This is a genomic window from Massilia niastensis DSM 21313 (assembly GCF_000382345.1).
GTDB classification, from domain to species: Bacteria; Pseudomonadota; Gammaproteobacteria; order Burkholderiales; family Burkholderiaceae_D; genus Telluria; species Telluria niastensis.
The window spans coordinates 1-13,896 of the sequence record NZ_KB908095.1; the positions used below are offsets into that span (position 1 = coordinate 1).

Sequence of the window (13,896 nt, forward strand, 5' to 3'; positions counted from 1 at the left end):
CAGCGTGCACTGCCGCGCCCAGGTCGAGACCATCGGCAAGACCGGGGTCGAGATGGAAGCGCTCACTGCGGTGCAGGTCGGCCTGCTGACCATCTACGACATGTGCAAGGCGGTGGACCGCGGCATGGTCATGAGCAATGTGCGGGTGCTGGAAAAGCACGGCGGCAAGAGCGGGGACTGGACTGCCGATATCGATGCGCTGTGAATAAGAAAATGTCGCACGCAGGCACTTTGTTAAAAGCGAACTGAATCGCTGTAGACAATTCCAATGCTCAGCCTATACTGATGGTGCATCGCACAAAACGCGTTTCTCGCTTTTTCACCTGAATCTGTCCCGAGAGGATGTGTCATGACCACCAGCGCCTACCCGCAATTCACTGCAGTGTCTGTCCAGTTGAATACCCAGCCTTATCAGGACGCGTTTTCGAAGATTACCAAGGTCTATGCGGATTCGATCCGTGCCAATACGGAACAGCTCTGGCTGAGCTCGACGCAGATCGTCCAGGAAGAAACCATCAAGGCCTTCGTGAGCGCATCGCAATCGTGCATGGAAGCCCTGGCAAAAAATGCGGAGTCGGTCACGCAGCAATCGTTCGGGCGGCTGGTCGACGCCAACCAGAAAGCGTTCGAGATCATGGGCCAGGTCTATACCGACACCATGACAGGCGCCATGAAGCCCGCACGCTGAGGCACGGGAGTGGCCAGGATCATCCACGCATGGCGCGCGCCGCTGATGGGGTGGCTGTTCCTGCTGCCACTGGCCGCCACCTCGGCGAGCGCGAATGCAAGTGAGCCCTTACGCTGCTCGCCGGCGCCAGGAAGTTCGGGCGCCGGGCTCGCCAGGGCGGCTGACGCTACCCGTGCCCACGACCGCTTCTACCAGCAACTGGTGGCATGGAAGGGCAAGCCCTCCGGATGCAGGGGCAAGGTCGGCAGCGAAGAAGCAGGCCGGCTGGAATTCACCTGGCCGGACCAGTCGACCTTCGAGACCTCATGGATGCCCCCGGAGACATCCGTGGTGCGCTACAGCCGCGCGCAGGGACTGGACCGCGAAAAAGAAGTGGTCGCCAGGTTCCGCGAATATGCAGAACGCCAGGGCCTGCGAATGAATTGGGAGATTCCCACTCCCATGCATGACGGTGACGCGCGCATCCTTGAATACCGGGATCCGGAAGTGAATGGGAGCTTGCGTTTCACCTATGACCGGCAGCAGCGGCTCATCGCCGTGTCGCTGAGCCTGGCGCTCTGACATATCAATGTGCACATGCGGAAAACATAACAAGTATTCCGACCTGCATGGCCAATTTTACAAGTGTCTTATTTATGCCGCATTCCCAGCTTTGGGGCAAGATGCGTGACCTTGGGATGGCATTCGCTGCGCCGGTAACTGATATGATTTCGCCTTTTACTCTGCGGCAATGGCCAAGCAGCATCCCCTTTCAACGATATGAACAGCGCACAAGCCCACGAGCTCAAACCACAAGAATTCGAGTTCGAGACGCTGAACATGCAGGTCGGCATTCGCCTGCAGCTCATCACGCATCGCCGGGTCAAGCCCGTGCAGCATTTTTCGACGCTGATCGGTTACGTCAAGGACGAGTACATCATCGTCAAGATCCCGAACGAAAACGGCATGCCCATCGGGCTGACGGAGGGTGAACGGGTAACGATCAGGGTGTTTTCGGGCGTGCATGTGTGCTCGTTCGCGTGCACGGTCGAGCGCGTGTTCGCCCGTCCCCTGTCCTATGTGCACCTGTCCTTCCCCACCTCGATCCATGGCACCAGCCTGCGCGGCGCGATGCGGGTCAAGGCCGAGATTCCGGTGCGGGTGACGGGCAAGGACAGCGATGCGGCGCCGGTTGACTGCCTCCTGGCGAATGTCTCGGTGACGGGTGCGCGCATCGACTCGGCGCATCCCCTGCCGCCCAACGGAGAAACCGTGAGCCTGGGCTTCACGCTCGTCATCCCGCCCGGCAACCAGGAAGCGCAGGTGGAGACGCCGGCCATCATCAGGAACGTGACAGTCGCCCAGCCGGCGCCGGACCAGTCCGGGCTGTACAGCTATGGCGTGCAATTCGTGGATCTCGATCCTGTGCATTACACGCTGCTGCAGAACATGACCTACGAAGCCTTGCTGGCGGACCGCAACAAGATCGTCTAGAAGGGGCCAGGCGCCTCTTCTTCTCAACTCCAGCGGTTCGGCAAGGGCAAGCCTTCTGCGATCGCCAGCTTTTCCATCGCATCTTCCAGCAATACGCGCGAGCGGCCCGCCGCCAGCGCCAGTTGCGCATGCAGTGCGGCGTCGTCGGGATTGCGCGATGCGCACTGGATGCTGTAGCGCTCGAAACTGCCCACCATCATCAAGAGATCGGACAAATGGCGCGGGCATTCGCAGGCCAGCCGGTTGCCGGCGGCCGTGATCGTCTCCAGCATGTCCTCGTCGAAGCGCCGCGGCGCGACCGCGGGCATCCCCTGCTCCGGCACCTGCATGCGCTGGCCGCCCAGGGCCGAACGGCACAGCAGTCCGAGCTCGCCCAGGTCGGCGGGAATGCGGGCGACCAGGCAGCCTTGCGCGCGCAAGGCGCGGATGGTCGCGCTGGGACAGAAGCGATACAGCACCACCACCGCCGCGACGCCCGCCTCCTCGCGCGCCGCCACGACCAGCGGCACGGCCGTGTCGTCCAGCTCGGACAGCTCCGCGACCAGGACCTCGGCGCCCGCATCGCGCGGCAGTTGCGGCACCTGGTCCAGGCTTGCGCAGTGGCCGCGCACGTCCAGTCCCGAGGCATCGCGCCCCATGGCGGCGATCCGCCGCGCCAGGGCGCCGCCCACCAGCATCACCCGCACCGGTATGGCGGCCGTCGATGGCGCCTGTCCGTTCAGTCCGAGCATGGATTGCAGCTGCTCGCGGCTGAGTCCCGCCAGCACGCCGATCGAGTGGCCCTGGTCGACCAGCTGCTTCAGGAGACTCAGGCGCGCCACCTGCTCCGCCGAATACAGCCGTTGTCCGCGCTCGGAGCGCTGCGCGTCCGACAGGCTGTAACGGCGTTCCCACACCCGCAGCGTCTCGACGGGCAGGCCCGCCAGCCGGGCCGCCGCGCCGGTGCGGTACATGATGGGATCCTGTCCCGGTTTCGATAATGAGCTCATCTTGATGTCCCGGCATTGAACTACTGTTATGACTCAGTATAGCGTCAAGACCTGGACGATAGCGCCAAGATTCCGCAATGCTCCCCTTCTGCCGCGGCATGGGCCGACTTCCCTCCGGGTCACATGGTAAATTGCTGGCCTTGTGCGCGGCGCCCTGCCGGGTACGGACCTGATCAAGAGGATGGAATGAAATTTCGTTTGCTGACGATGGCGGCGGCCACCCTGGCCGCCGCCACCGCAATGGCCGCGCCGCGCGGCTTTACCGTGGAAGACCTGGTCAACATGGAACGGGTCGGCAGCCCGGCCGTGTCGCCGGATGCCACGCGCGTCATCTATACCGTGCGCAGCACGGACATGGACAAGAACCGTGGCCACACGGAGCTCTGGATGGTCGACCTGCGCGCCGACAAGCCAAGCCCGAAACGCCTGACCAGCGACAGCGCGAGCAGCACCGACCCGGAATGGTCGCCCTCGGGCGACGCCGTGTACTTCCTGTCGACGCGCTCCGGTTCGTCGCAGGTATGGCGCCAGCCGGTCGCCGGCGGCGAACCGGGCAAGGTGACCGACCTGCCGCTGGACGTCGACAGCTTCCGCCTCTCGCCCACGGGCGACCGCCTCGCGTTCAGCATGGCGGTGTTCCGCGATTGCGCCGACCTGGCCTGCAGCAAGCAGCGCATCGAGGCCAAGGAAAAGGAGAAGGCCACCGGCAAGGTCTATGACCGCCTGTTCGCCCGCCACTGGGATACCTGGTCGGATCACCGCAACGCCGTGCTGTTCTCGGCGCCGCTCGACGCCAGCGGCAAGCTCGGCGCGGCGCCGGTCAGCCTGTCGGGCTCGATCGACGGCGACGTGCCGTCCAAGCCTTTCGGCGACCGCGAGGAATTCCGCTTCAGCCCCGACGGCAAGACCGTCGTGTTCTCGGTCCGCGTCGCCGGCAAGACCGAAGCCTGGTCGACCAACTTCGACCTGTACACCGTGCCGGCCGCGGGCGGCAGCGCGCCGCGCAACCTGACCGGGGACAATCCGGCCTGGGACACCAAGGGCGTGTTCTCGCCGGATGGCCGCACCCTCGCCTACCTGGCGATGGCGCGTCCGGGCTTCGAGGCCGACCGCTTCCAGGTCATGCTGATGGATGTCGCGAGCGGCAAGAAGCGTGCGCTGGCGGCGGACTGGGACCGTTCGGCGGGCAACCTGCAATGGCGCCCGGACGGCAAGGCGCTGATCGTCGATGCGGAAGACATCGGCCAGCACCGCCTGTTCTCGATCGAGGTCGCGAACGGCAAGGTCACGCCGCTGACCGACAAGGGCGCGGTCGGCGCCTATGACGTGCGGCGCGACACCGTGGCCTACACGCACGCGAACCTGTCCTCCGGCGCGCAGCTGTACACCATGAAGCTGGGCGGCAAGCCGAAGCAGCTGACCAATCTGAACGCCGAGCGCCTGGCCGATGTGCGCTGGGGCGAGGCCGAGCAGTTCTCGTTCAGGGGCGCGAACGGCGACACGGTCTACGGCCACGTGATGAAGCCATGGAATGCCCAGCCGGGACAGAAGTATCCAATCGCCTTCATCGTCCATGGCGGACCGCAGGGCAGCTTCGGCAACAGCTGGAGCTATCGCTGGAATCCGCAGGTGTATGCGGGCGCCGGCTATGCGACGGTGTTCATCGACTTCCACGGCTCGACCGGCTATGGCCAGAAGTTCACGGATTCGATCAGCAACGACTGGGGCGGCAAGCCGCTCGAAGACCTGCAGAAGGGCCTGGATGCGGCGGTGAAGAAGTTCGACTGGCTGGACCGCGGGCGCAGCTGCGCGCTGGGCGCGTCCTACGGCGGCTACATGATGAACTGGATCCAGGGGAACTGGTCGGATGGCTTCAAGTGCATCGTGAACCATGACGGCGTATTCGATACCCGCGGCATGGCGTATTCGACCGAGGAGCAGTGGTTCACGGACTGGGAAAACGGCGGGCCCTACTTCCAGGTGCCGCATAACCATGAGCGCTTCAATCCGGTTCACCACGTGAACAAGTGGAAGACGCCGATGCTGGTGATCCAGGGGGACCTGGATTTCCGGATTCCGACCGCGCAGGCGCTGTCGAGCTTTACCGCGCTGCAGCGCAAGGGGATCGAGAGCAAGCTGCTGGTGTTCCCGGATGAGAATCACTGGGTGCTGAAGCCGGCGAACTCGGTGCAGTGGCATCACACGGTGATCGGGTGGCTGGACCAGTACCTGAAACGCTGATATCGACACCCCGGCCGCAGTATGTGCCGCAAACGAAAAAGCCTGCTCCGGAGAGCAGGCTTTTTTACTAAGCAGGGTAATCTATCAGATTACGGGGTGGTGGTGCCGCCGCCGGTGTCGCCGCCGCCGGTGTCGCCGCCGCCGCCGCCAGCAGGCGGGGTGACGCTGTTCTTCTCGATAGCTTCCTTGACGGCCGCGTTAGTGGTGCTTGCAGCGATTTCCCAGGTCACAGCGCTGGTGCCCAGAGTCGGGGTGAACACCACCGTGGTGCCCACGGTATCTTTGCCGATGTCAGCCAGGGTCAGGGTGATTTCGCCACCAGTACCAACGGCTGCCGCAGTTGCTTCCTTGGTCGCGGTGAAATCAGGGAACAGGTTCGGGCTGTCAGTCTCGGTGCATTTAGTAAACGAACCGTTTTCCTGGCCGCACATTGCAACCGCGGTCTTGTACGGATCTGCAGCGGTCAGCGCGTTGGCAGCCTTGGCCTTCGCGGTATAGTCGCTGTATGCCGGGATCGCCACAGCAGCCAGGATACCGATGATCGCGACGACGATCATCAATTCGATCAGGGTAAAGCCGCCTTCGGCTTTCTTGGTTTGCATTTGCTTGATATTCATTTTCATCTCTCCAGGGTGGTGTGATCAGGAATCTTGTACTGCTGCTTGCTACGCTTTCCTATATGCAAGTGGTGTGCCAGCCCGTAAATAGACGATTTTATTAATACCAAACCAACAAAACCCTGTGCCAGCGCAAGAATTGTCCGGTTGAGTGACAAAATTTGTCAGTTCCGCAGAGCAATTTTTGTCAGGTGGCGGTTTTTGTTGACTTCCATGTGCATGAATTGGGCCCATGAGAGTACAGTCATCGAGTAGGGGGCGAGGTTACCCTCGCCGCCCTCTCACACCACCGTACATGCGGTTCCGCATACGGCGGTTCATTTAACAATCTGGAAGCGCTGTCGTGTGTCGAGCAGCGAAACCAGCCCAAGTGCATCGAAGTGGCTTTTCGGGTAGGCGACGTTCATGTGGCTCGCTCCGGAGTTCCACCATGGGCCACGTCCGTTACTCGCCGACTTTTGTGCACGCGCTTCGTCGAGCCCCCTCGCTTGCAGCTTCCTGTTATAGGTAGATGGCCGCTTCCATTGCCGCCATAGCAGGCAGCGTAGTTTGCGGCGTATCCACCCGTCCAGGTCCTGCAGCACTCCCTTTACCTCGGTCAGCCGGAAATACGAAGTCCAGCCACGCAGCACAGGGTTGAGGCCGTGGATCGCCGCCGCCAAGTTGCGCGAGGCATTCCCGACCACGATTTCCCGCACCTTGTCCTTCAATCGCTTCAGACTTCCATCCGCAATCTTCAGACGCACCTGCTTGTGCCACGTAAAGCTGTATCCGAGGAATTTCCTGTCCCAAGGCCGTGCGACAGCGCTTTTCTCCCGATTTATCCGGAGCTGCAGCTTGCGCTCCAGATCATCGGTGATCGCCTCCATCACACGCCGTCCCGCCTTCTCGCTTCGGACGTAGATATTGCAGTCGTCGGCATAACGGCAGAACCGGTGGCCCCGTCGCTCCAGTTCGCAGTCCAGATCGGTCAGCAGGATATTCGACAGCAGCGGCGACAGTGGACCGCCTTGCGGCGTGCCTTCCGTCCTCGCACTGACGACCCCATCCGCCATCAGGCCCGCTTCGAGGTAGCGCCGGATCAGTTTCAGAACCCGCTCGTCCCTGACCTTGCGCGCTATCCGCGACATCAGGATGTCGTGGTTCACGCGGTCGAAGAATTTCTCCAAGTCGAGGTCGACCACCCAGCGGCGACCTTCCCGGATATAGCCTTGTGCTTGCTGTACCGCTTGCCATGCATTGCGGCCGGGGCGAAACCCATAGCTGTGTTCGGAGAAATCGGGTTCGAATTCCGGTTGCAGAACTTGCAGTAGCGCCTGTTGAATCAGGCGGTCCAGTGCCGTGGGGATGCCTAGCAGTCGTACCCCGCCATTGGGCTTCGGTATTTCCACCTTGCGAACCGCCATCGGCATGTACTCGCCTGCCAGCAGTGCTGCCCTGACAGCTGGCCAGTGCTGTTGCAGCCATGCCTTGAAGTCGGCGATCGTGAGTCCATCGACTCCCGCTGCTCCCTTGTTCCGCAAGACCCGCTCATAGGCTCGCCAGAGGTTGTCACGTTCGACCACGGCCTCCATCTGCCGTAGTCCTTCCGCTTTCGTTCGCCCACCCGCCGCCGTGCCAGCCTCGGCTCCAGACCCGGCCCTCGGCGACATCCGGTCGCGTCCCTCCTTGTCTGGCGCAGTTGCCTGCCTTGCTGCTTCATCGGTTCGCATCGAGGTCAAGTGTCCTACTCGCGTTGTTAAATGTTCGGGCCTTCGGCCAGACTCTCCGGACTCCTCGTCCTTGTCCTGACCTACTATGCCCTCTGCTGACTTCTGCATGTGCATCCCGCCACCTCGCGATGGCGGTAGCACGTCGGCACACATGCAGATCTCCCCGGGTATTGCGCACTCACCTTCGCGCTTATGCCTGTCGGATATACGCCGCAGTCTTCCGTACAAGTTTTGGGCTTTGATGATATTGGCCACCTCACCCGACTGCGTCGCCTCGTATCCGCTTCCTGTTCGTCAGGCCAGCGTTTTGCCTTCGGCTTCCTCCAGATTCGCAGTCGCCCGCGACACCCTTGCCGTTCAGCTAACTCTTCCCCTTGTCGGGCGAGTAGAGGACTTTCACCTCCAAGTAAGTGCGCCCTGCCGGGCGCACCAAAGAAAAAGGGGAGCTCGCGCTCCCCTTTCTCGTGTCGATCAAGAGATCGCCAGGATTACAGCATGGCCTTCAGCAGGCGAGCCATTTCCGACGGGTTCTTGGTGACGGTGATGCCGCAGGCTTCCATGATTTCCAGCTTGGCTTGCGCGGTGTCGGCGCCGCCCGAGATCAGCGCGCCGGCGTGGCCCATGCGCTTGCCCGGAGGCGCGGTGACGCCAGCGATGAAGCCGACGACCGGCTTCTTCATGTTGTCCTTGATCCACTGAGCAGCGTTCGCCTCGTCCGGGCCGCCGATTTCGCCGATCATGATGACCGCGTCGGTATCCGGATCGTCGTTGAACATCTTCATCACGTCGATGTGCTTCAGACCGTTGATCGGATCGCCGCCGATGCCGACTGCCGACGACTGGCCCAGGCCCAGCGCGGTCAGCTGACCGACTGCTTCATAGGTCAGGGTGCCCGAACGCGACACGACGCCGATACGGCCCTTCTTGTGGATGTGACCCGGCATGATGCCGATCTTGATTTCGTCCGGGGTGATCAGGCCTGGGCAGTTCGGGCCCAGCAGCAGGGTCTTCGAACCGGCTTTGGCCATGCGGTCCTTGATTTCCATCATGTCACGGACCGGGATGCCTTCGGTGATGCAGATTGCCAGGTCCAGTTCGGCTTCGACAGCTTCCCAGATCGCAGCGGCTGCGCCTGCCGGCGGAACGTAGATCACCGACACGTTGGCGCCGGTTTCTTTTTTCGCTTCCGTGACGTTGGCGAAAATCGGGATGCCTTCGAAATCTTCGCCGGCTTTCTTCGGGTTCACGCCAGCGACGAAGCATTCCTTGCCGTTCGCGTAATCGCGGCACATACGGGTGTGGAACTGGCCGGTCTTGCCGGTGATGCCCTGGGTGACTACTTTGGTGTCTTTGTTAATCAGAATCGACATTTTTCTTTCCTTCGCGAATTAGGCTTGTCCAGCAGCAGCGGCAACGACCTGCTTCGCTGCGTCTTCCATCGTGTCTGCGGAGATGATCGGCAGGCCCGAGTCAGCCAGCATCTTCTTGCCCAGGTCTTCGTTGGTGCCCTTCATGCGGACGACCAGCGGCACTTGCAGTTGAACGGCCTTCGATGCGGTGATCACGCCTTCGGCGATCACGTCGCAACGCATGATGCCGCCGAAGATGTTGACCAGGATTGCCTTCAGGCCTGGGTTCTTCAGCATGATCTTGAATGCTTCGGTCACTTTCTCGGCCGTAGCGCCACCGCCCACGTCCAGGAAGTTGGCCGGCTCGCCGCCGAACAGCTTGATGGTGTCCATGGTTGCCATGGCCAGGCCGGCGCCGTTCACCAGGCAGCCGATGTTGCCGTCGAGCGAGATGTAAGCCAGGTCGAACTTCGATGCCTCGACTTCAGCCGGATCTTCTTCGTCCAGGTCGCGGTAGGCGACGATTTCCGGATGACGGAACAGGGCGTTGGCGTCGAAGTTGAACTTCGCGTCCAGGGCGATGACCTTGCCCGAACCGGTCAGGATCAGCGGGTTGATTTCAGCCAGCGACGCGTCGGTTTCCCAGTACGCCTTGTACAGGCCCTGCAGGTTGGCGCGGGCGTCGGCGATCGAGCCTTCCGGCACGCCGATCTTGGCGGCGATGCCGTCAGCTTCGGCATCGGTCAGGCCGACGGCCGGGTCGATGGCGATCGAGTGGATCTTTTCCGGGTTCGAGTGTGCGACTTCCTCGATGTCCATGCCGCCTTCCGACGAGGCCATCAGCACGACTTTCTGGGTGACGCGGTCGGTGACCAGCGACACGTACAGTTCTTTCTTGATGTCCGCGCCTTCTTCGATCAGCAGGCGGCGCACTTTCTGGCCTTCCGGGCTGGTCTGGTGGGTGATCAGTTGCATGCCCATGATCTGGTCAGCGTATTCCTTGACCTGTTCCAGCGATTTGGCAACCTTCACGCCACCGCCCTTGCCGCGGCCGCCAGCATGGATCTGGGCCTTGACCACCCAGACCGGGCCGCCCAGCTCTTCAGCAGCCTTGACTGCCTCTTCGACCGACATGCACGGGATGCCGCGCGGTACCGTCACTCCGAACTTCCGGAGGATTTCTTTGCCCTGATACTCATGGATTTTCATGCTGGCTTCCCTTCTCTTCTATTCCTGATTAAGAAATACGGTTGAACTACAGAAAAATAACAACTATGTATGCTAACCCGACACGGCTTTGATCGACCAGCGTGGATAGTACTTGGCCACGGCAGGTCCGTCGCTGCGCAGGGCGTGGCAACGGTCGAGCTCGAAGGGCCGTTCAGCCGAGTTGTCGTCGGCGCCGCCGCGGGTCTCGAAGACATCGTCGGCGTAGGCTTGCAGCGCTGCGGTAGGCAGCAGCTGGGCCAATTCGGTCAAGTGGGTGCAGCCGAGCACGCCCGAGAGGCGGTCTTTCAGGTGCAGCCGGAAGTGGTTCATCAGCGACAAGCCGATCAGCTTCTTGTAGGCGGGAGCGATCGTATCGCAGAAACCGGGATAGGGCACGGAATCGGATGCGGCTTCGGCATCGACGATCGTGAAATCGCGGTCTATGGTGATGCGCAGCTTCAGGTCATGCACCGGAACGCCGCCGGGACGATCGCCGGACGCGAGCGCGATGTCGCGCGTCTTGACGTCGCGGATACTGGCGTCGAGATCCCACAAGCCATCGTCGCGCGCATAGGCGTCGACGGTAATGGCCCGCGTATGCCGGAGCGAGCGCGATACGGGAGGAGACAGGGACATAAAAACCAATGCCGTCAGAGCGGCGGTTAGTGGTGCAGCCGGTGTGCTTCATGCACGTTGCCGCGGCTTCCACGGCAACAACCGCTCATGCGGCGCTGCTTAAACCACAAAAGTTTATCACAGCGGGCTATCCATTGCACTGCAACAGGCGGCAATTCACTGCAGGTGCGCGACGATCAGGCCACTTTATTGCAGAGTGGTCAACGTTGCCCTGGAGGGGAAGAGGAAGGATGGGAGCTGTCCGGTCCACGTAGCGATCGTGATCGGCACAGATATCAGCTTCGATGATTTCAGCCATAAGCAAGGCTGCATACGGAAAAACAGACGCCAGCGCGCAGCGCCATCACCCGTTGAGGAATATGCCGGGGCATATCGGGGATGACGCTCCGCGCTGGCGCCTGCTTATATATATAGCGCCGTCGTTCGTCTACATATCGTCGTCGTCCGGAGCGCCCTGCATGGCGACGCGGGCGGCGCGCTGCGAGAAGCCGCGCTGCAGCAGGAAGCGCATCTGCTTGGCGCGCCCCGCCGCATCGATGGCGACCGTACCGAACTTGCGCCGCCAGACTTCGACGGCGCGCGCCGTCTCGCTGTCGGCCAGCCCGGCCTTGATGTCGGCAAGTGCTTCGCTGCTCACGCCATGGCTTTGCAGCTCGGCCATGACGCGGCTGTTGCCGAAACGGCTAGCCTTCCGGTGAATCAGGGATTCGGCGAAACGTTCCTGCGACAGCCAGTTGTTCTTTTCGAGGAAATCCAGGAGGGCTTCGACGTCGTCGCCCTCCTCGGCGTAGCGGGCCAGCTTGCGCCCCAGTTCGAGCCGGCTGTGCTCGCGCAGCGACAGGTAGCGCAGCGCGCGCGCTTTCAGGCTCAGTACAGGTGCGGGCATGGCTCAGTAACGCTCAGTGGCTGCTTCATTGGCTGGTTCATGCGGCGCTACCCTGCCGCATGGACGTCGCCAATTACTCACCAACCGCCTGCAGCTTCGGCTTGCCGTCGTCGTCGCCCGACACCGGCGGCAGTTCGCGCACGCCGAGGGCGGCACGGACCTTGTTCTCGATCTCGCGCGCCAGGGCCGGGCGCTCCTTCAGGAACAGGCGGGCGTTGTCCTTGCCCTGGCCGATACGCTCGCCGCCGTAGCTGTACCACGAGCCCGACTTCTCGACGATCTTGTTGTCGGCGCCCAGGTCCAGGATTTCGCCTTCGCGCGAGGTGCCTTCTCCGTACAGGATGTCGAAGTGGGCTTCCTTGAACGGCGGCGCGATCTTGTTCTTGACGACCTTGACCTTGGTTTCGTTACCGATCACTTCGTCGCCCGACTTGATCGAGCCGGTACGGCGGATGTCCAGGCGCACGGAGGCGTAGAACTTCAGCGCGTTACCGCCGGTGGTGGTTTCCGGGCTGCCGAACATGACGCCGATCTTCATGCGGATCTGGTTGATGAAGATGACCAGCGTGTTGGTGCGGTTGATCGAGGCGGTCAGCTTGCGCAGCGCCTGCGACATCAGTCGCGCCTGCAGGCCCGGCAGCGAATCGCCCATGTCGCCTTCGATCTCGGCGCGCGGGGTCAGCGCCGCCACCGAGTCGATGACCACCAGGTCGACACTGCCCGAGCGCACCAGCGCGTCGGTGATTTCGAGCGCCTGCTCGCCGGTGTCCGGCTGCGAGATCAGCAGCTCGCTCAGGTTGATGCCCAGCTTTTGCGCGTAGCCCACGTCGAGCGCGTGCTCGGCGTCGATGAAGGCGCAGGTGCCGCCCAGCTTCTGCATCTGGGCGATGGTCTGGAGCGTCAGCGTGGTTTTACCCGACGATTCCGGACCGTAGATTTCGACGATACGGCCGCGCGGCAGGCCACCGACGCCGAGCGCGATGTCCAGGCCCAGCGAGCCGGTGGAAACAGTCTGCACTTCCTCGACCGGCGTATTGGCATCCATACGCATAACCGAGCCCTTGCCGAACTGCTTTTCGATCTGGGCCAGGGCGGCTGCCAGCGCTTTGCCTTTTTCGGAGGCGTTTACTGCGAGTTTTTTGTCGTCCATGGGTGTACTTTCAATCGTGGAGTAGGCAAGGTGTGGGCTAGACCGCCCATATCAAGAGCTACTACTGTATAAAAATCCAGTGGTTTTGGCAAGCACTAAATCAGGTAAAACCACAGGTGTGGCAAGCACTGAAGGTGAGTATATTGGCAAGGCTCGCGTTGTTGCGACAAATCAAACACAATACGGGCCTGGAAAACGTTTAACCTGGAATGAAGGTGGTGTCCCATGCGAATCCTGCTTGCCGAAGATGATAGCGTACTTGCCGATGGCCTGACGCGGTCGCTGCGCCAGTCCGGCTATGCGATCGACTGCGTGAAGAACGGGCAGGACGCCGACACCGCCCTGTCCACCCAGGAGTTCGATCTCCTCATCCTCGACCTCGGGCTGCCGAAGATGTCGGGCCTGGAAGTGCTGCGCCGCCTGCGCGCCCGCGCCTCGCTGCTGCCGGTGCTGATCCTGACGGCGGCCGATTCGGTCGAGCAGCGCGTCGAGGGCCTCGACCTGGGCGCCGACGACTACATGGCCAAGCCCTTCGCGCTGTCCGAACTCGAGGCGCGGGTGCGCGCCCTGACCCGGCGCGGCGCCGGCGGCGGTCCGACCGTGGTGCGCCACGGCCCACTGGTATACGACCAGGTCGGCCGCAGCGCCTACATCAACGACCAGATGCTCGACCTGTCGGCGCGCGAACTGGGCCTGCTCGAAGTGCTGCTGGCGCGCACCGGGCGCCTGGTGTCGAAGGAGCAGCTGGTCGACCACCTGTGCGAATGGGGCGAGGAAGTGTCGAACAACGCGATCGAGGTCTACGTGCACCGCCTGCGCAAGAAGATCGAGGTCGGCGGGGTGCGCATCGCCACCGTGCGCGGGCTCGGCTACTGCCTCGAAAAATACGCCGAGTCCGCAGGCGCCGCACCGGGCGACAAGTGAAGGACCACAGGTGAAGGACCGC

At 62.3% G+C, this 13,896-nt stretch carries 14 protein-coding genes; 6 read left to right on the plus strand and 8 right to left on the minus strand.

Annotated features, from left to right (window positions below; all coding sequences use genetic code 11):
- The 4 genes from H162_RS0113195 to H162_RS0113210 all read left to right on the plus strand — a co-directional run.
- On the plus strand, positions 1–205 hold a 205-nt coding region (locus tag H162_RS0113195), incomplete at its 5' end, for a cyclic pyranopterin monophosphate synthase MoaC (RefSeq protein ID WP_020653946.1).
- A 144-nt stretch (positions 206–349) separates the two neighbouring features.
- Positions 350–688: a hypothetical protein gene (locus tag H162_RS0113200; RefSeq protein ID WP_020653947.1), complete on the plus strand. Its 339-nt coding sequence runs from the start codon at positions 350–352 to the stop codon at positions 686–688.
- A gap of 9 nt (positions 689–697) precedes the next feature.
- Entirely contained in the window at positions 698–1,249 is a 552-nt protein-coding gene (locus H162_RS0113205) for a hypothetical protein (protein ID WP_020653948.1), read from the plus strand.
- 198 nt (positions 1,250–1,447) lie between these two features.
- Positions 1,448–2,161, plus strand: a complete 714-nt coding sequence (locus H162_RS0113210) for a flagellar brake protein (RefSeq protein ID WP_020653949.1) — start codon at positions 1,448–1,450, stop codon at positions 2,159–2,161.
- Between the two features lie 23 nt (positions 2,162–2,184).
- On the opposite strand, the gene H162_RS0113215 is transcribed toward H162_RS0113210, so the two are convergent.
- Positions 2,185–3,150: a MerR family transcriptional regulator gene (locus H162_RS0113215; RefSeq protein ID WP_040787341.1), complete on the minus strand. Its 966-nt coding sequence runs from the start codon at positions 3,148–3,150 to the stop codon at positions 2,185–2,187.
- A 186-nt stretch (positions 3,151–3,336) separates the two neighbouring features.
- On the opposite strand from H162_RS0113215, the gene H162_RS0113220 reads away from it, so the two are divergent.
- Positions 3,337–5,391 carry a S9 family peptidase gene (locus H162_RS0113220; protein ID WP_026354595.1) on the plus strand — a complete coding sequence of 685 codons (2,055 nt, stop codon included), beginning with the start codon at positions 3,337–3,339 and terminating at the stop codon, positions 5,389–5,391.
- An 89-nt stretch (positions 5,392–5,480) separates the two neighbouring features.
- Here H162_RS0113220 and H162_RS0113225 read toward each other — a convergent pair whose 3' ends face one another.
- The 7 genes from H162_RS0113225 to recA all read right to left on the minus strand — a co-directional run bounded on the left by H162_RS0113225 (position 5,481) and on the right by recA (position 12,950).
- Positions 5,481–6,008: a pilin gene (locus H162_RS0113225; RefSeq protein ID WP_020653952.1), complete on the minus strand. Its 528-nt coding sequence runs from the start codon at positions 6,006–6,008 to the stop codon at positions 5,481–5,483.
- 317 nt (positions 6,009–6,325) lie between these two features.
- The gene (ltrA, locus tag H162_RS0113230; protein WP_020653953.1) at positions 6,326–7,582 is read right to left on the minus strand and encodes a group II intron reverse transcriptase/maturase; all 1,257 of its coding nucleotides are present in this window, start codon (positions 7,580–7,582) and stop codon (positions 6,326–6,328) included.
- A gap of 626 nt (positions 7,583–8,208) precedes the next feature.
- A complete protein-coding gene (gene sucD / locus H162_RS0113235) occupies positions 8,209–9,090 on the minus strand; it encodes a succinate--CoA ligase subunit alpha (protein ID WP_020653954.1) in 882 nt (293 codons plus the stop codon).
- A gap of 18 nt (positions 9,091–9,108) precedes the next feature.
- Positions 9,109–10,278 (minus strand): ADP-forming succinate--CoA ligase subunit beta, encoded by a 1,170-nt coding sequence (gene sucC, locus H162_RS0113240; RefSeq protein WP_020653955.1) that lies wholly within the window; start codon positions 10,276–10,278, stop codon positions 9,109–9,111.
- A gap of 72 nt (positions 10,279–10,350) precedes the next feature.
- On the minus strand, positions 10,351–10,914 hold the full coding sequence (locus tag H162_RS0113245) for a DUF2889 domain-containing protein (protein ID WP_020653956.1): 564 nt from the start codon (positions 10,912–10,914) through the stop codon (positions 10,351–10,353).
- 427 nt (positions 10,915–11,341) lie between these two features.
- Complete coding sequence (gene recX, locus H162_RS0113250) at positions 11,342–11,800, minus strand: recombination regulator RecX (RefSeq protein WP_020653957.1); 459 nt, start codon at positions 11,798–11,800, stop codon at positions 11,342–11,344.
- 73 nt (positions 11,801–11,873) lie between these two features.
- Positions 11,874–12,950, minus strand: a complete 1,077-nt coding sequence (gene recA, locus H162_RS0113255) for a recombinase RecA (protein WP_020653958.1) — start codon at positions 12,948–12,950, stop codon at positions 11,874–11,876.
- Positions 12,951–13,175: 225 nt separating this feature from the next.
- Here recA and H162_RS0113260 point away from each other — a divergent pair, with 225 nt between their 5' ends.
- Positions 13,176–13,874 (plus strand): response regulator, encoded by a 699-nt coding sequence (locus tag H162_RS0113260; RefSeq protein ID WP_020653959.1) that lies wholly within the window; start codon positions 13,176–13,178, stop codon positions 13,872–13,874.
- Positions 13,875–13,896 lie beyond the last annotated feature (22 nt).